Below are 18,085 nucleotides of genomic sequence, written 5' to 3' on the forward strand. Positions count from 1 at the left end.
TTCTTCAAGGAAGTCAACGTCGAGACCCCGCAGGTAGCTGGCACCGACGACCAGGTCGACGTCAACTACAGCGTCGAAGAGCAGGCCTCCGGCTCGATCACCGCCAGCGTCGGTTTCGCCCAGAGCGCCGGCCTGATCCTCGGTGGTTCGATCAGCCAGAGCAACTTCCTCGGTACCGGTAACAAGGTGGCGATCGGCCTGACGCGCAGCGAATACCAGACCAAGTACAACTTCGGTTTCACCGACCCCTACTTCACCGCCGACGGGGTCAGCCTGGGCTACAACCTGTTCTACAACAGCACCGACTACAGCGATTACTACGACGATGGCGTTTCGTATTATGCGATCAACAGCTACGGCGCCGGGGTCAGCTTTGGCTACCCGATCAGCGAAACTTCGCGCCTGAGCTACGGCCTCACCCTGCAGCACGACGACCTTTCGCCGGGCACCTACAGCGCCGACGAGATCTACGACTTCATTTCCCGCGAGGGCAAGAGTTTCAACAACCTCAAGGCCTCGATCGGCTGGTCGGAATCCACCCTCAATAAAGGCGTACTGGCCACCCGTGGCCACTCGCAGAGCCTGACGCTGATGGCCACCACCCCAGGCAGCGACCTGTCATTCTACAAGCTGGACTACAACGGCCAGGCCTACTTGCCGGTGACCAACAACACCGCACTGCGCCTGCACACCAGCCTGGGCTATGGCAATGGCTACGGCTCCACCGACGGCTTGCCGTTCTATGAAAGCTACACCGCAGGTGGCCAGGGTTCGGTGCGTGGGTTCAAGGGCGGCACCCTCGGCCCACGCAACACCCCGGCCACCGGTGCTTATGCAAGCTCAGGCCAGGCTTACTACTCCGACCGAGACACCGATGTGCTGGGGGGCAATATCCTGATCACCGGCGGTGCCGAGTACATTTTCCCGTTGCCGTTCGTGAAGGACCAGAGCCAGCTGCGCAGCTCATTGTTCGTCGATGCGGGCAATGTGTATGCCGACACCTGCTACCTGTCCACCACCCAAGGCTGTGGCAGCGTCGACCTGGCGCAGATGGCCGTGTCGCTGGGGGTTGGCGTGACCTGGTACAGCCCGATGGGGCCGCTGAGCTTCAGCCTGGCGGCGCCGTTGAAAAAGCCGGATAACGCCGAGACCCAGATTTTCCAGTTCTCCCTGGGGCAGACATTCTGAAGCCGGCAAGGCAAGCGTCCTGCGCGGTCCTACAGGGACCGCGAAGCGCTCTGGAGCATTACCCGCTTTTACCCTCGCTTAACCCAAGTTGACAGTCACATTGCCTAAGCTGACCTGCACTCGAACCCCGCCCAGCAGGACACACTCATGCCTCCCTTCACCCCTTGCTTCCCCACCACACTGCGGCACGATGAAATACCGCTGGCACTGCTCGACCTGGTCCAACAGCGCCTGGCCAGCCTGCTCGGCCCACGTTTCACCGTGGTCCTGGGCGGCAGTGGCGACGGTGCCGGGGTGAGCCACTACCACTTGGCAATCCAGCACAACCAAAGCGGTGTTTCCCTGGAAGACTACGGCACCGTCACAGCCGGTTTCATCGAGCGCCTGTTGCGCATGAGCACCCAGGTGCGCGACATGCTCGACTCAGCCACCTTCAGCCTCATGGCCAGCGAACACCCTGGCCGACCACTGGTATGGCTTCGCGAGCTGGCCTGCAACGGGGAAAGCATTACAATGCGCGCCCCAATCTGAAATATGTTTTCTCCATGAAATCACTGCTTTACGCCGTAACCTTATTGTTTTCCTTTACCCTGCCCGCCCTGGCCAATCCGCCGGCAACCTTCACCGAAGCCAAGGTGGTGGCCAAGCAGAAGGTGTACCTGGACCAAGCCAGCAGTGCCATGGGCGACCTGTACTGCGGTTGCAAGTGGACCTGGGTGGGCAAGTCCGGCGGGCGTATCGATGCCGCCTCGTGCGGTTACCAGACACGCAAGCAGCAGAACCGCGCCGAGCGTACCGAGTGGGAGCACATCGTGCCCGCCTACACCTTCGGCAACCAGCGCCAGTGCTGGAAGAACGGTGGCCGCGAACATTGCGTGGACAACGACCCGGTATTCCGCGCCATGGAGGCCGACCTGTTCAACCTGTACCCGGCCGTGGGCGAGGTCAACGGTGACCGCAGCAACTTCAACTACGGCATGGTGGCTGGCAATGCAGGTGAATACGGCCAATGCAGCACCAAGGTCGATTTCGTCCAGCGCGCCGCCGAACCGCGTGATGAAGTCAAAGGCCTGGTGGCCCGCACCACGTTCTACATGTTCGACCGCTACCAGCTGAGCATGTCGCGCCAGCAGCAACAGCTGCTGATGGCCTGGGACAAGCAACACCCGGTGTCGGCCTGGGAGAAAGAACGCGACCGGCGTATTGCCGCGATCATGGGGCATGCCAACCCGTTCGTAAGCGGGGAACGCAAGTGGACGGCCGACTACAAGCCGGTTGGCAGCGGCGTGGTGCAAGCGGTGCCAGTGAAAGCCGCCAAGGCAGAGGCCAAACCGAGCCTGGCCAGCGCCGAGTCGGTCGGGGCTGTGCTAGGCAACCGCAACAGCCATGTCTATCACCTGTCGGTTGGCTGCCCGGGCTACAACCAGGTGGCGGCGAAGAACCAGGTTACGTTCGCCACCGAAGGTGAAGCGCAGGCAGCGGGCTACCGCAAGGCGGGTAACTGCCGATGACTTGACTTGCGGGGCCTTCACTTGTGTGAGCGGCCTTGTGCAAGTACCAGGGTTCGCGCTAGCCGTTGACCAGGTTCAACGGCCGCTCACCGGCCAGCGCGCTGAGCAGGTTGTCCACCGCGCAACGCGCCATGGCCTGGCGGGTTTCCTCGGTCGCTGAGCCGATATGCGGGGTCGCTACGACGTTATCGAGCTGCAATAGCGGCGAGTCTGTCGCCAGCGGCTCCTGCACGAACACATCAAGCCCCGCGCCGCGAATGCGCCGGTTCCGCAGCGCTTCGATCAGCGCTTGTTCATCCACCACACGCCCACGCGAGATGTTCACCAGGATTGCTTCGGGCTTCATCAACGCCAGTTCCCGTGTGCCAATCAGGCCTTCGGTGCTGGCGTTCAGCGGCACCGTCAGGCAAACGAAATCCGCCTGCTGCAACAAGGCATCCAGGCTGCATTTGCTTGCGCCATAGCGTGCCTCCACCTCGGGCTTGGGGCGCTGGCTGTGGTACAGCACACGCATGCCAAAGCCGGCGGATGCGCGCCGGGCCAAGGCCTCGCCGATGCGGCCCATGCCGACGATGCCCAGCGTCTTGCCGTGCACATCACTGCCAAAATGTGCAGGCCCCAGGTTGGCCTGCCAATGGCCATCACGCACCCAGTTCGCCAGCTCCACCACCCGCCTGGCGGTGGCCAGGAGCAGGGCAAAGCCGGTGTCGGCGGTGGTTTCGGTCAACACGTCGGGCGTGTTGGTCAGCTTCACACCACGGCGGCTGAGTTCGGCAACATCGTAGTTGTCCACGCCCACCGAAACGCTGGACACCACTTCCAGCTGAGGCGCCAGGTCAAGCAGGCTGGCATCCAGGCGCACACTGGCCCCGAGCAACCCGTGCGCGCCCGGCAACGCATCGCGCAAGCGGGCCAGGCCATCGGGCTGGGCCGTATCTACCCAGGTCACCTCAACGCGCGCTTGCAGGCGTGCCATCAAGTCAGCGGGCAGGCGTTTATACAGAACAATTCGCTTCTTCATTGCAAGTGTCCTAAGGGTTCACGGCCAGTTGCGCGCTATCGCGCTTTGCCCGGCCAGACATTTGGGAAGTATTGAGTGCAGCGGTAAGCGCCACTGCGCTCAGCAGCGCACCACACATGAACAGGTAAGAGGCGCCAGGCCCACCTGTTGCACCATTGAGGTAGCCCACCAGCCACGAGCCACCGAACGAGCCCAGCGCGCCCATGCTGTTGATCAGCGCCATGGCACCGCCTGCGACGTTGGCCGGCAGGATCTCGGGCACGATCGCGAAGAACGGGCCATAGGGTGCGTACATGCAGGCGCCGGCGACCACCAGCAACGTATACGACAGCCAGAAGTGCTCAGTGCCCAAGGCATACGAGCCATAGAACGCCACGGCGGCAATCAGCAGTGGCGGCCAGACGAAACGCTTGCGTTTTTGCAGGCGGTCGGACGCCCAGGACACGCCCACCATCGCCAGCACCGCTGCCAGGTACGGCACCGAGGCCAGCCAGCCGGCCTGCACGATATCGACGTTCGCCGCTTGCTTGAGAATCGACGGCAGCCACAGCACGAAGCCATACACGCCAATACTCCAGCAGAAGTACTGCAGCGCCAGGATGATCACCTGCGGCGAGCGGAACGCCTCGCGGTAGTTTTTCACTGGCTTGATGCCCTGCTGCTCGGCGGCCAGTGCTTGCGCAAGGGCGGCCTTTTCCTGTGCGCTCAGCCAGTTGACCTGGGCCGGGCGGTCATCCACCAGGCGCCACCAGAAGAACGCCCAGATCACAGCTGGCAGGCCTTCGATGATGAACATCCAGCGCCAGTCGTAATGTTTGATCAGGTACCCCGACACCACCGACATCCACAAGATGGTCACCGGGTTGCCGAGCATCAGAAAGGTATTGGCACGCGAGCGCTCGGCACGGGTGAACCAATGGCACAGGTACACCAGCATTGCCGGCATGACCGCCGCCTCCACCACCCCAAGCAGGAAGCGGATTCCGATCAGCATGTAGACGTTGCTGACCATGCCGGTAAGCGTGGCAAGGCCGCCCCAAAGGATCAGGCAGACGAAGATCAGCTTCTTCACACTGCGCTTTTCGGCGTAGATGGCACCGGGTACCTGGAAGAAGAAGTAACCGAGAAAGAACAGCGCACCCAGCAGCGAAGACAGCACGGGAGTGATTTGCAGGTCGTCGGCCATGCCAGAGGCGGCGGCGAAACCGTAATTGGCGCGGTCCAGGTACGCCAGGCTATAAGTGAAGAACACGATTGGGATGATGTACCACCAACGGCGAGGTGCCAGGCTTGGGCTTTGCATGGTTTGTTTCTCCTGAGCTTGTTGTTTTTGTTGCAACAGGTGATTCGGGGTTGGTTGGGTCAAGCGCTTCTGCGCAGGTTGTGGGCCTCCAGCTCGTGGCGCAGCGGCAACCCTTCCATGTCGCCCCGCGATTGCACGGCACGGCTGCCGCACCAGTTACCACGCGCCACGGCCTCAGCCACTGCACGGCCCTCCAGCAGCGCACTGAGCACGCCGACGGCAAAGGCATCGCCGGCACCAACGGTATCCACCACATGGCTGACCGGCACCGCCGCTACCTGCCCTTCGCCCTTGGCGCTGCGAAAGTAGGCGCCGGCCTCGCCCAGTTTGATGACGACCAGCTCAACCCCTTGGTCAAGGTAGAATGCGGCGATGTCCGCCGGTGTTTGCTGGCCAGTCAGCAACCGCCCCTCTTCCAGGCCCGGTAGAACCCAGTCGGCCTTGGTCGCCAGGGCATTGATTTCGCGCACCATGCTGCTTTGATCAGGCCACAGCGAGGGGCGCAGGTTGGGGTCGAACGAAATACTGCGCCCCGCTGCGCGCATGGCGTCCAGCAGCGCGTGGGACAGCGCCCGGCAACTGTCCGACAGCGCCGGCGGAATGCCGGTGGCGTGCAGATGGCGTGCTTGCAGCACGTCTGAATGAATTAGCGCTGGCGACAGCCGACGGGCTGCCGAGCCACGGCGGAAGTACTCCACCGACGGGTCGCTGCCATCATCGCAGCGGGCCTTGAGCTGAAAACCGGTGGGGTAGCTGGCGTCCACCTCCACGCCGGAACAGTCCAGGCCTTCGCGGCGCAAGCTGTCGAGCACGAAACGGCCCAGCGAATCGTCACCTACCCGGCTCAGCCAGCGCACGTTGAAACCCAGCCGCGCCAGGCCGATGGCCACGTTGCTGTCCGCACCGGCGATGCGTTTGCCAAACTGCTCGACACTGGCCAGGTCGCCGGTTTGCTCGGCAACGAACATGGCCATGGTCTCGCCGAAACACAGCACGTCATGCTCATGCATGGGCCACCTCCTGCTCCGCGCCCAGCGCAGACAGGCTACGCACCTGGGCGCGGGTCAGCGCCAGCAGGTCTTCGCCAACCAAGGGGTACTCGACGGCGCGTACCACGCCAGGCGCGAACTCGGCCAGCAGCGTTGCCCATTCGTGTAGGTCCGCCGCCTGGGGCGGTATGGCAACCAGGCGGCCATCGGCCCGGCGCTGCACAGCCTTGCAGTGCACGTACTGCACCCAACGGCCAAGTTGCCGTGCGGCTTGCCCCGCAGCCTCACCCTGCCACTGCCAGTTACCGATATCGAACGTCATCCCCAGGCGCAGCCGTAACTGCTCGGCATTCTGGAAAAACTCCACCAGGGGTTCGATCCTGCCTCCTTGGGTGGTCTGATCGTTTTCAACCAGCAGCAGCGGCCCATGTGCCGGCAGCACTGCCGCCAGGGCTGCCATATCGCAGCGCTCATTGAAATGGCCCAGGGAAACCTTCAGCGCCACCGCGCCAAGCGCTCGGGCGATTTCCAGCTTGTAGACCAGGAGTGGATCGGGCATGCCTTGCGTGGTCCACAGTTCAAGGGGTGTCGAATACAGGCACTCCAGGTGCAATGCGGCAATGACCGCACCCAGGGCGGATGCGTCAGGTGCACTGGCGAACAGTTCTTCGCGCAATTCCACTCGGCTAACGCCAGCGGCTGCCAGCAAGTCCAGGAACTGCTCTTGGCCACGTTGCCGTACAAAGTCGGCACCGTAGCTGGAAAGGCTGATGGAAACGGGGTTCGGGTGCATTGTTCTTATCCTTATGAAACCGGTTTCATTTTTGATCGGCAGCGGCGGACACAGGCCTGCCGTTGCTTACTGGGGTTGGGTTGAGCCGCGGATGATCAGGTCGGCCTTGAAGTCGATGCGCCGCGCTGCCCCGCTGTCGCCGCGAAGGCGGCCGAGCAGGCTTTCGAAAGCCGCCTCACCGATGCGTTCGGTAGGCTGGGCCAGTGCAGTGATGCCTTTGCCAACCAAGGGGTACCAGTCCAGGTCGTCGAGGGCGATCAACCCGACGTCGGCAAACAAGTTGCACCCGGCCTCTTGCAAGGCCCGGGTTACCGCCAAGGTCGCTACGCCGTTGAAGGTGAAGATGGCTTGTGGGCCATGGCTATGGCGGGCGAGAAACGAAGCCAGCTGGCCCTGCAGCCCCGTGCTGGTTTCCAGTACTTGCTGACGCATGCCGGGCCGGCGGCTGACCGACGCGCCGAACGCCTGCACCCGCTCCAGGCGTGAGCTGGTGCCATCGAGGGGTTCACTGACTGCCAGGATATCGCGGTAGCCTTGGGCCTGCAGGTGTTCGAGGGCCTGCTCGACCGCGTCGGCATTGTCCAGGCCGACCAGGTCCACGTTCAGTTCGGGCAACTGGCGGTCGACCAACACCATGGGGATGTCACGCTGCAGGTTGAGCAGTTCACCGGGGTGATGACCCAGGGTGTTCACGATCAACCCTTCGACGTTGTAGCTCTGCAGGGCCTCCAAGTGGTGACGTTCCTGCTCGTCGTCACGGTTGGTGTTGCACACCACCAGGCTGTAACCGTGCTGACGGCAGGCGGTTTCCACACCATGCATCACGGCCACTGAATAGGGGTTGAGAATATCGGCTACCAGCATGCCGATCAGTCGCGTCTGGCCGCGCTTGAGGCCGCGGGCCATCTGGTTGGGGCGGTAGCCGAGGCGCTCGATGACCTCTTCCAGGCGCTTGGCGGTAGCGTCGGCCAGCAATTGACGATCGCCACCGATGTAACGGGAGACGGTGGCTTTGGAAACGCCAGCGATACGCGCTACTTCGCTGATGGTGACCCGTTCGCGGGCATGGGCAGGCGCGTCGGTCATGGGTTGTCCTTGTGATTATTGTGATTGCGATGAAACCGGTTTCAATACAGCAAATCTGTGGCAATTCGTCAACATACCGTTAGTCAGTAATGTTGAAGCCGATATGATATTCGAGATTATATAAGTTACTTAAGATACTGATATAACAGTAATTTTAAGACGCAGAATAAGGGAGCGGGTTAACCCCGCCCCCCCAATGCATCAGGATGCACGTAAGAGGTCAGCGAAGCGACTTCACATCACTGGCCGTAACGGCGCCGCCCTGGTTACCCCAGCTGCTGCGAATGAAATTCACCACCTCGGCAATCTCCTGGTCACTCAGGCGCCAACCGAACGCTGGCATGGTGAAGTTCGATGGCGCGGTATGCGTTGCCGGTACCGTGCCCCCCGCCAACACCACATGGATCAACGATGTGGCATCCGTGGTTTGCACCACAGGGTTACCGGCCAGCGCTGGGAACACTCGGGTGTAGCCCTGGCCATCGGTGCGGTGGCAGGCCGCGCAATTGTCGATGTACACCGCAGCCCCAGGCTTGCTGTCATCACCGCTCCACAGCGCCTGCGCCACCTGCTTGTCGTAGACGTGCGGCTGGTCGTCGGGGTTGCTCGGCGGCAAGGTCTTCAGGTAGCGGGCGATCGCGGTCAGGTCGGCATCCGTCATGTGCTGCATGCTGTGCTCGACCACGTCGCTCATGCCGCCGAACACGGCGCTGCGATCGCTGCGCCCAGTCTTGAGGAACTGCACCAGCTGCGCCTCGCTCCAGCTACCCAGCCCGTCCTGGTGATCGCCACGCAGGTTCTTGGCAATCCAGCCGTCCAGCGGAGCGCTGCCGGCCAGAAACTGCTCGCCATCCGCAGGGCTCAGCGCTTTTTCCTGCATGGTCAGCGCTCGTGGCGTATGGCAGGCGCCACAATGCCCAAGCCCTTCGACCAGGTACGCACCACGGTTGACCACCGGGTCGGCTGCCGCCGAGGCCTGCCAAGGCTTGGCCTCTGGTGCGAACAGGCCACGCCAGATTGCCAGCGGCCAACGCATGCTCAGTGGCCAGGGAATGTCGGTGGCCTTGTTCGGCTGCTCGACCGGCTCCACGCCCTTCATGAAGTAGGCGTACAGCGCCTGCATGTCCTGCTCGCTGACCCGTGCATATGACGGATACGGCATGGCCGGGTACAGGGTGCTGCCGTCCTTGCCGATACCCTTGCGCACCGCCTGGTCGAAGTCCTCGAAGCTGTACTGGCCAATGCCGCTGGCTGCCGGGGTGATGTTGGTGGAATACACCGTGCCGATTGGCGTTTCCATCGGCAAGCCACCGGCAAAAGGCTTGCCGCCCTTGGCGGTGTGGCAGGCCACACAGTCACCGGCGCGGGCCAGGTATGCACCTTGGCGCACCTGCGCATCGTCATGGGTGGCCGCCTGCGCAGCCGTACCGGCACCCAGCAGCAGGGTTGCGATCAACATTGTCTTCATGCTCATCGCTCCTCAGGCCTGAACCAGCGGGCCGGGGTTTTTCAGGTACTGCTCGCGGATGGCGCGGGCCGACCAATAGGTCAGCGCGGCCACCAGCCCGGTCGGGTTGTACCCCAACCCCTGCGGGAACGCCGAAGCGCCCGGGACGAACACGTTGTGCACGTCCCAGCTTTGCAGGTAGCGGTTCAGTGCACTGGTTTTCGGGTCGGTGCCCATGATCGCGCCGCCATTCAGGTGGGTGGTCTGGTAACTGGCGGTGTTGAAGTGATCCTTCACCTGCTTGCCCAGCACGGCAATGGCCTTGGGGTTCATCGCCTGGGCGATCTTGCTCAGCTTGCCGACCATGAACTGGTTCATCTTGATGTCGTTCTCCTGCCAGTCGAAGGTCATGCGCAACAGCGGCTGGCCGTAGGCGTCGCGGTACGTGGGGTCGAGGTCCAGGTAGTTGCCACGGTAGGACTGGTGAGCGCCGTGGGCGTCCATCGACACCTGGTGGGTGTAGTAGTCCGCTGTGGCTTTCTTCCAGGCACTGCCCCAGGCCGGCGTGCCCGGCGGGTTGGAGATGCCGGCAATCGGCCGGCTGCCGGCCTGGTTCACCCACATCGGCGAGCCGCCGACAAAGCCGTGCGGGCCATGGTCGAAGTTGTCGGCATTGAAGTCGTCAATGGCAATGCCATTGCCACCCGCGCCGATAAAGTTGTTGGTGTAGGTGCTCTTGTCGAAGAACGCCTTGACCGTCCCCATGTTCTGGTAGGCGAAGTTACGCCCAACCACACCTTCGTTCTTCACCGGGTCGTAAGGCTTGCCAATGCCGGAAAGCAGCATCAGGCGAACGTTGTTGAACTGGAACGCCGCCAGGATCACCAGCTCCGCTGGCTGCTCTACCTCGCGCCCCTGGGCATCGATATAGGTCACACCGGTAGCCTTGCGCTTGCTATCGTCCAGGTTCACCCGCAGCACGTGGGCATTGGGCCGCAACTCGAAGTTGGGCACCTGGCGCAGCGCCGGCAGAATGTTCACGTTGGGCGAGGCCTTGGAGTACATGTAGCACACGTAGCCGCTGCAAAAACCACAGAAGTTGCACGGCCCCATTTGCGCACCGTAGGGGTTGGTGTAGGGGCCGGAGGTGTTTGCCGAGGGCAAGTTGTAGGGTTTGTAGCCCAGGCCCGTGGCGGCCTTTTCGAACAACCTGGCCGATACAACGTTCTTCTGCGCAGGCAGTGGGAACGGGTTGGAACGGTCCGGTGCATAGGGGTTGCCGCCCTTCCCTTCACCGACCACCTTGCCTTTGACGGTCCACGCCTGGCCTGAAGTGCCGAAAACCTTTTCGGCAAAGTCGAAATACGGCTCCAGTTCTTCGTAACTGACGCCGAAGTCCTGGATGGTCATGCCCTCGGGGATGAACGTGCGCCCGTAGCGCTCTTCGTAGTGGCTGCGCAGGCGCAACTCGACCGGGTCGACCCGAAAGTGCACGCCCGACCAGTGCAGGCCTGCACCGCCAACGCCCTTACCTGGCAGGAAGGCACCGAGCTGGCGGTTGGGCAGCGCCACGTCGTTCACGCTATGGCGGACAGTGACGGTTTCTTTCGATACATCGACGAACAGCTTCTTGCGCACGCTGTAGGTCAGCTCATCGATCACTTGTGGGTAGCTGCCTTCCGGGTAGGTGTCCTGCATCGGCCCGCGCTCCAGGGCTACCACGTGCAGACCCGCTTCAGTCAGCTCCTTGGCCATGATCGCGCCGGCCCAGCCGAAGCCGACGATCACGGCATCCACTTTGTTCAACACAGTCGCCATGCTTCAAGCCCTCTCGCCGCGAATCGATACAGCCGGAAACGGGTAAGGCTCGTTGCGCTCGACCCAGTCCATGAAGTCGGCGCGGGCGCCGGGGAAACCGATCTGGGTCCAGCCGACCATGCCTTTGTTGCCACCATGGATCGGGTCGCAGAAGAACCCTTCACGGGTGTTTTGCACCAGCAAGCTGAAGAACACCTTGGCCGGAACGGTATCGAACACCAGCTCGCCTGCCTCGACCTTGCTGAGAATACGGTCTCGGGTAGCGCTATCTTGCGCAGCAAAAGGCTGCCCGCCGTTGGTTTTGCACCAGCCGTCCACGGCAGCGATGCCCAGGCGGTAGATCTGTTGTGGGCTGAGCTGTAGCTGATAGCCCAGCTCGGGCGCCGCGTCGGCGTTGAACGGGCCTTGCATGTACCACTGTGCACCCGTCGCATAGGGAGTGTTCATCTGCCGGTCGATGAATTCGGCGGCGCCGGCTTCGAGTGCGCCGGGGCCAAGTTCATCGGCCGGGATGATGCGCGACACGGCAGCTTGGACAAAAGCCCACTCTTCGCCACTGAAGAACGTCGGCTGATAGTCGCCCGCGGGTGGCGTGGCCGGCACGTTGGGTTGCTGATGCGCTTGCGGGGCCGCAAGCAGCTGGCTGGCGCCCACGCCCAGCCCTGTGCTGGCCACGGTAACGACAGGGATCAGGGTCAAGGTCTTGCGCAGAAAATCCCTGCGCGGGTTGTCTGGGGCATGCTCAGGCATTGGAAGTCCTCATTCGGCTGTGCGGCGGCCTTGGAAAGCGCCATCTGATTTCTTTAGGGGGTGATCTTGATAGGCCATCAAGAAGACAGCCGAATAATCTAGCGCGTTCAGAAATGTTTTGAAACCGGTTTCATACTTGACTTATTACAGCTCAAGCCACCCCCGTACGGCTGTCCGATAAGGCTTTTTTCACACCTGCCTCACTCTCTGCCGACATTCCACCGCCTACAGTGCCGACGCTCTCGTATGGAGCGAGCTGACTGGAGTGGCAATATGCTGCAAGGCGTTATCGACAAATCCCCCGCCTCACGGCTTGCGCAGGTATACCGACTGCCTTGGGGTGCGGCGCAATTGGCAGTCCTGTGCATGCTGTTCGTGCTGGGCGCGGCAGCAGCCTGGGCGCATGCCCACATGGCCATCCCAAACCTGGGCAACCCGCATCACCTGCAACGCAGCGGGCTCGAGGCCGCCTGGGCGAAAGGCTCGGTGATTGTGGTGCTGCGCCATGCTGAACGCTGCGACCGCTCCAGCGGTGCCTGCCTGGGTGACCCCAGCGGTATCACGGTCGTGGGCAGCCAGGTGGCGGCCAATGTAGGCCTCGGCCTGCAACACCTCGGCCTGAGCGCAGCCGATGTCTGGGCCAGCCCGGAGGTGCGCACCCGGCAGACCGCACACGCCATGTTCGGTAAAACCATTGCCACGCAAGACTGGCTTAATCAGTGTGACGGCGACTTTGCCGAAAACGCCCTGGCGCTCAAGCGAAACGGCCACAACCTCGTGCTGGTCAGCCACAGCGGCTGCATGGAGCGGCTGGAACAGGCGCTAGAAGTGCCCTCAAGCGCGATGTCCAACAGCTATGCCAGCGCCCTGTTCATTACCCAGGGCAGCGATGGCAAGGCGAAAATGCTGGGCCAGATAGCAGCCAGTGAATGGCGCAAACTCGTTGAAGCCAAGGAACTCTGAACATGCCCTCCCGCGCCACCTTCTACCGCAACAACCTGCTGCTGCCGCTGTTGCTGGCCGCCATCGTGTTCATGGCATTCGACCTCACGGAGCTCGATCGCTGGATCAGCAACCTGCTGCTCGACCCGGCCACTGGGCAGTTCCCGCTGCTGCACAACCAGTGGTTCGAGAAAGCCACGCACAAATGGCCGCGCATCCTGCCGGACTGGACGGGTGAGCTGGCCGTCATCGGCAGCCTGCTGTCGTTCATCTGGCCGCGCCTGGCCAACCGCCCTCAAGGGGGCCTGACCCGGGTGTTGGAAAAGGCCCGAATCGCCCCGGTGCTGCGTTTTACCACCCAACACCGCCGCGACTTGCTGTTTATTGTGGTGGCGTTTGCGCTGAGCACAACCGTGATTCATTACCTGAAAAGCCACACCAGCGTGTATTGCCCCGTGGAAACCACGCTGTATGGCGGCTCACACGCCCGGGTCGAATGGTTCGAAAACTTTTCCTTGTGGAGCAAGGCCGGCGATGGCCGTTGCTGGCCGGGTGGCCATGCTTCCAGCGGGTTTACCTTGTTGGCGCTGTATTTCGTTGCACTTCGTCACCGCTGGGCGCATGCACGCAAGTTGCTGGTGGCTATTTTGTTGATCGGGTTCGTGTACGGCACTACCCGGGTGCTGCAGGGTTGGCACTATATGTCCCATACCTTCTGGGCTGGGATCTTTGTCTGGCTGACAACCTGGGCAACGGCATTGTTTTTCTATGGACGCATCGCGTTGCAGGCGCCTGAACACAGTCCTGAAGCCGTTAGTACCCAGACTGCAGACTTCGCGTAGTACCTGTGGCAGCGGCTGGTTTGCACCATCACCCAAGCTAGCCCTGGAGCAGCCTTGTGCTGCTCACACAGGTCCGGTGCTCGCCTTGGCATGGCGGGGGTGCGAAAACTGGGTTGGAATTACTTGCCCCCAATCCCCAACCTTGGGGGAACGCTGCCCACCGCCGGCCGCCTGTGAACCCTCCTGCTGAAAACCTCCACCCCCTGCGCCACAAGGCCTGCAACGCAATATTCAACTGTTGGCACAGCTCTTGCCGATCTCCTCCCAGACGCCCCAAGTCCATGGGCCCGTTTGCAGGAGGAATTGACTCATGCACCGACCGATACCCCACCCGCTGGCAGTGGCGATTTTCGCCGGCATGCTCCAGCTTCCGGCGCAGGCTGCACTGAATGCTGTCGATCCAGGCGCCTACGTCCCCGCCAACGGCGGCTTCCCTGCCTGGTACCAGGACAGCCACGGTCGTACCCTCGACCTGTGTCTGACCAAAGCCGTCAGCTCTCGGGTCGCCGGCGCACCCGGCGCACCGTCGTACATGTGCACGTTGCTGCCTACGCCCGGTGTGTTCGACGATACCCAACCCATCGTCTTCCCCACCAACTTCCCTGACGAGGCATTCTGGTTCACTGCCGACGCCGCCATCGCCGACGCCGCCCGCGGCATCAACCTCAGCTACGGCACGGCAATCGAAGCGGCATTCGCCGCCGAAGAGCCGGTAGAGGGTGACCAAGTCAGCTTCGCCCGGGTGCGTATCCGGGTTGATGTCCCTACCGCCGGCACCTACGTGGTCACCCACCCCTACGGCGTTGAAGTGTTCGATGTCCCCGCCGCAGGGCGCCGTGCGATCAACATGACCCGCGACATCGGCATTGCCGGCGCAGGCGACTTCACCGGTGCGCTGAAGGGCGATGTCGGGCCGTTCCTGCGCAGTGTCAACGGCCCCTACACCGAAGGTAACGAACGCTTCATCGGCGACCCGAACCTAGAAGAACGGGTAACCGGCAGCCCGTTCAACACCAACTTCGTCCGCATCGAAGGCCCTGGCGGCATCGACCTGCGTACCGAACTTTTCGCAATCTCCGGCAAGCTCTCGACTGTCGCCCTGCCTACCCCGCTGATGCCACAGCGCAGCACGTACTCGCGGCATACCGAGAATGGCGACCTGCGTGCCCAGCAGGACATCTTCGTGATGGCCCCGCCGCCGCCTGCCAGCGTAACCCTGACCAGCCAGACCCCCAACCTGAGCCTCACCGAGGCCAACGGCACCGGCGCCTGGTACGCCCAATCGGCGCTGAACCCGGCGGCCGGCACCATCCTCACACTCACCGCCGACAACAGCGTGGCGATTCCGACCAGCAGCCTGACCACCCACAACGTGCCGCTGACCGACCTGGTCACCATCACCCAAGCCCAGTACCGGCTGTCCACCGGCGAGCTGACCTTGGTGGCCAGCACCAGCGACGAAACCACCCCACCCGTGCTCACCGCCCATACCGGCAACGGTACGTTGATCGGCAACCTTGGCGGCAACGGCGCGGTGAAGACGTTGAGCATGACCGTCTCACCCATCCCGCCGGCCAAGGTGCAGGTCACCAGCGCCAATGGGGGTAGCGATACCGAAGACGTGGTGCTGGTGCCATGAACAGACAAAGGCTCAGCCTTCAAGGAGGCAGCATGAACACTTGGTCGCGCCGTGCGCTGTTCGCCGCCGGTTTTTCCCTCACCGTTACCAGCGCTGCCTTTGCCGCGTTGTCTGAAGTGGACCCAGGGCCCTACACCTTCGCCACCGGTGGCTACCCGATGTGGTACAAGGACGGCCTGAACCAGTCCCTGGAGCTGTGCCAGTCACGTGCCACCAGTACCCGCGTACCCGGCACCCCGGCCGCACCGTCCTACATGTGCACCCTGCTGCCGGAACCCGGCATCTACGACGATGCGCTGCCGCTGGTGTTCCCGGACAACTGGCCGCCTGAGATGTTCTGGTTCCTGGCCGAGGCCACCATCCCTGCCGTGGGTAACAGCGGCTATGAACTGGATGCCTATGTCGCAGGCCTGGAAGCGGCCTTTGCCGCCGAAAACCCGGTGGACGGCGACCAGCAGAGCTTCGCCCGCATCCGTATTCGTGTATCGGTACCCCGCGCAGGTGTGTACACCATTACGCACCCTTACGGTGTCGAAACCGTCAACGTCACCTCGCCCGGTCGGCGAGCGATCAACATTACCCGCGACATCGGTATCGGTGCGCCGGGGAACTTCACCGGGGCGCTCAACGGCGCACTCGGGCCATGGCTGCGAGGGGTTGGCGGGCCTTACACCGAAGTCAACCCGGACACCGGCGCCACCGAAACCTTCATTGGTGACCCGAACCGCCCAGAAGCCGTGGTGGGCAGCCCGTTCAATACCAACTTCATCCGCATCGACGGCCCGCCCGGTCGCATCGAGACTGCGTTGTTCACTGTCTCGGGCAAGGTGCTGGACCAACGCGCGCAAACCCCGGTCACCCTGGAGCGCGCCACCTACTCGCGCAACGGCAGCGGCACCCGCGTGGAAGTGTTCGCCAAGGCCCCGAAAGAGGCCAGCCTGTGCATGCGCAATGGCCTGGCGCTTATCGGCACGCCGCCTTCGCCCTGCCAGTTCAACCTGACGGCGGACAACAATGGCCTGTTCTTCAGCCAGCAGCTCAGCCAGGCCGTGCCGCCGGCGGTAGTGGTGGTCACCGCCAGCAACAGTGCCGCCGGCACCCAGCCGACCGCGCTGTCAAGCAAGCTCACCGACGTGGTCAAGGTCAGCACCGCGCGCTATGACTGGGCCAACAAGCGCCTGCTGATCGAGGCCAGGTCGAGTGACGAGGTCACCATCCCCGACATGCTCGCCCAAGGCTATGGCCGCCTGTCCAAATCGGGCACGCTGCAAAGCCTCACGGTCAACGATGTGGCGCAACCGCCAGCCACCGTTACGGTCAAGTCTGCCCATGGGGGTAGCGACGTGGAACCGGTGATCGTGGTCGGCAACGCACCGGTCGAGGCGGCCAACCAGCCACCGCTGGCCCAGGCCGACGTTGGCAGCACCAGTGTCGGTGTGCCGATTACCCTGAACCTGCTGCAAAACGACAGCGACCCGGACGGCAACGTTCCGCTGACCATCAGCGACCTGACCCAGCCTGGAACCGGCCTTGGCGGCGTGGTGCTCAACGGTACCACCTCGGTTACCTACACCCCGCCAGCCGGGGCCACGCAACCGCTGGTGGCCACCTTCAGTTACCGGGCGGTGGACGCCAAGGGGCTGAAGTCGGAACCGGCCACGGTCACCATCAACGTCGCGCCTAACCAGGCACCGACTGCCAACCCGGAAACCGTTGCCACCCTGGGCGTGCCATTGACCATCAACGTGCTGGCCAACGACACCGATCCAGAAGGCAACGTACCGCTGGCCGTTGCTGGCGTCACCCAACCGGCTGCCGGCCGAGGCACAGTCAGCACCGACGGCACCACGGTCACCTACACCCCACCGGCCACGGTGACCACGGCCTTCACCACCACCTTCACCTACCAGGCCCGTGACTCGCTGGGGGCGCTGTCTACCCCAGGCACGGTCACCGTCAACGTATCGCCACGGCCTGCCGCCGAAACCTTCGCGGTCACGGCAGCCACCGTCACGGCGCGCTCCAACAACCGGTACAACTGGGATATCAGCGGTACCTCGTCGGTGACCACGGGCAACGTTGTCACCGTCCGGGTCACCACCACCACCGGCGTACAGACGCTGGGTACCGCCACGGTGCCGGTGAACGGCCGCTGGCGTCTGGCAGTGAGCAACAGCACCACGATCATCCCGACCGCCGCGCCGACGGCAACCATCACCACCAGCCCGGGTACCACCCGCACCGTCAACGTGGTTGTGCAGTAAAGGCGGGGGAAACGCCATGAAACGCCTGTATCCACTGCTGTTCAGCCTGGCCCTGGCGGGCCAGGCCAGCTGGGCCGATGACCTGATGGACAATGCCGACCTTGCGCCCGGCAACGACCTAGGTGACCCGGTGATCATCCGCCTGCTACCGGTCGGTGCCGGTCAGGCTGCGGTGATCGAACAGCAAGGGTCGGGCAACCGCGCCGCCCTCGACCAGAACGGTCAGGCCCTGTTGGGCCGCATCGTCCAGGCCGGTGGTGCGCAAGAAGCGTACATCCTGCAAGAAGGTAGTGACCTGATGGCCAGTATCAGCCAACAGGGAAATGGCAACAGCGCGTCGATCCGCCAAAGCGGCAGCAGCAACAGCGCTGCCATCGAGCAGATCGGCAACGACAACAGCGCCAGCATCGTGCAGTCCGGCTCGGGCCTCAACAGCTCCGTGACCCAGGCCGGCAATGGCCAGCATGTTCAGATCACCCAATACCGATAGAC

General features: G+C 63.1%; 16 protein-coding genes. 8 read left to right on the forward strand and 8 right to left on the reverse strand.

Annotated features, from left to right (window positions below; genetic code table 11):
- From bamA to APH35_RS10445, 3 genes are all read left to right on the forward strand, one after another.
- A partial coding sequence (gene bamA, locus APH35_RS10435) for an outer membrane protein assembly factor BamA (protein ID WP_082425766.1) occupies positions 1-1,188 on the forward strand: 1,188 nt, incomplete at its 5' end.
- Between the two features lie 147 nt (positions 1,189-1,335).
- Positions 1,336-1,719: a hypothetical protein gene (locus APH35_RS10440; protein WP_060514755.1), complete on the forward strand. Its 384-nt coding sequence runs from the start codon at positions 1,336-1,338 to the stop codon at positions 1,717-1,719.
- Between the two features lie 14 nt (positions 1,720-1,733).
- The gene (locus APH35_RS10445) at positions 1,734-2,699 is read left to right on the forward strand and encodes an endonuclease (protein WP_012272209.1); all 966 of its coding nucleotides are present in this window, start codon (positions 1,734-1,736) and stop codon (positions 2,697-2,699) included.
- 58 nt (positions 2,700-2,757) lie between these two features.
- Here APH35_RS10445 and APH35_RS10450 read toward each other — a convergent pair whose 3' ends face one another.
- The 8 genes from APH35_RS10450 to APH35_RS10485 form a co-directional block, all read right to left on the reverse strand.
- Positions 2,758-3,720 carry a 2-hydroxyacid dehydrogenase gene (locus APH35_RS10450; RefSeq protein ID WP_012272208.1) on the reverse strand — a complete coding sequence of 321 codons (963 nt, stop codon included), beginning with the start codon at positions 3,718-3,720 and terminating at the stop codon, positions 2,758-2,760.
- 10 nt (positions 3,721-3,730) lie between these two features.
- The gene (locus tag APH35_RS10455) at positions 3,731-5,023 is read right to left on the reverse strand and encodes an MFS transporter (RefSeq protein ID WP_060514756.1); all 1,293 of its coding nucleotides are present in this window, start codon (positions 5,021-5,023) and stop codon (positions 3,731-3,733) included.
- 59 nt (positions 5,024-5,082) lie between these two features.
- Positions 5,083-6,033 carry a sugar kinase gene (locus APH35_RS10460; protein WP_060514757.1) on the reverse strand — a complete coding sequence of 317 codons (951 nt, stop codon included), beginning with the start codon at positions 6,031-6,033 and terminating at the stop codon, positions 5,083-5,085.
- Complete coding sequence (locus tag APH35_RS10465; RefSeq protein WP_060514758.1) at positions 6,026-6,805, reverse strand: sugar phosphate isomerase/epimerase family protein; 780 nt, start codon at positions 6,803-6,805, stop codon at positions 6,026-6,028. The genes APH35_RS10460 and APH35_RS10465 overlap by 8 nt, the downstream gene beginning before the upstream one ends.
- 66 nt (positions 6,806-6,871) lie before the next feature.
- On the reverse strand, positions 6,872-7,891 hold the full coding sequence (gene ptxS, locus APH35_RS10470; protein ID WP_060514759.1) for a transcriptional regulator PtxS: 1,020 nt from the start codon (positions 7,889-7,891) through the stop codon (positions 6,872-6,874).
- A gap of 220 nt (positions 7,892-8,111) precedes the next feature.
- Positions 8,112-9,359, reverse strand: a complete 1,248-nt coding sequence (locus APH35_RS10475; RefSeq protein ID WP_060514760.1) for a cytochrome c — start codon at positions 9,357-9,359, stop codon at positions 8,112-8,114.
- A gap of 12 nt (positions 9,360-9,371) precedes the next feature.
- Positions 9,372-11,156, reverse strand: a complete 1,785-nt coding sequence (locus APH35_RS10480) for a GMC family oxidoreductase (protein WP_012272202.1) — start codon at positions 11,154-11,156, stop codon at positions 9,372-9,374.
- Between the two features lie 3 nt (positions 11,157-11,159).
- On the reverse strand, positions 11,160-11,906 hold the full coding sequence (locus tag APH35_RS10485) for a gluconate 2-dehydrogenase subunit 3 family protein (protein WP_060514761.1): 747 nt from the start codon (positions 11,904-11,906) through the stop codon (positions 11,160-11,162).
- Positions 11,907-12,179: 273 nt separating this feature from the next.
- Here APH35_RS10485 and APH35_RS10490 point away from each other — a divergent pair, with 273 nt between their 5' ends.
- The 5 genes from APH35_RS10490 to APH35_RS10510 all read left to right on the forward strand — a co-directional run bounded on the left by APH35_RS10490 (position 12,180) and on the right by APH35_RS10510 (position 18,083).
- Positions 12,180-12,869 (forward strand): histidine phosphatase family protein, encoded by a 690-nt coding sequence (locus APH35_RS10490; protein WP_060514762.1) that lies wholly within the window; start codon positions 12,180-12,182, stop codon positions 12,867-12,869.
- A 2-nt stretch (positions 12,870-12,871) separates the two neighbouring features.
- On the forward strand, positions 12,872-13,690 hold the full coding sequence (locus APH35_RS10495; protein ID WP_060494085.1) for a phosphatase PAP2 family protein: 819 nt from the start codon (positions 12,872-12,874) through the stop codon (positions 13,688-13,690).
- A gap of 310 nt (positions 13,691-14,000) precedes the next feature.
- A complete protein-coding gene (locus APH35_RS10500) occupies positions 14,001-15,329 on the forward strand; it encodes a hypothetical protein (protein WP_060494086.1) in 1,329 nt (442 codons plus the stop codon).
- Between the two features lie 32 nt (positions 15,330-15,361).
- A complete protein-coding gene (locus APH35_RS10505; RefSeq protein ID WP_012272192.1) occupies positions 15,362-17,593 on the forward strand; it encodes an Ig-like domain-containing protein in 2,232 nt (743 codons plus the stop codon).
- A 16-nt stretch (positions 17,594-17,609) separates the two neighbouring features.
- Entirely contained in the window at positions 17,610-18,083 is a 474-nt protein-coding gene (locus tag APH35_RS10510) for a curlin (protein WP_060514763.1), read from the forward strand.
- Positions 18,084-18,085: the final 2 nt, after the last annotated feature.

It is taken from the genome of Pseudomonas sp. NBRC 111132, from assembly GCF_001320565.1.
In the GTDB taxonomy this organism is placed as follows: Bacteria; Pseudomonadota; Gammaproteobacteria; order Pseudomonadales; family Pseudomonadaceae; genus Aquipseudomonas; species Aquipseudomonas putida_P.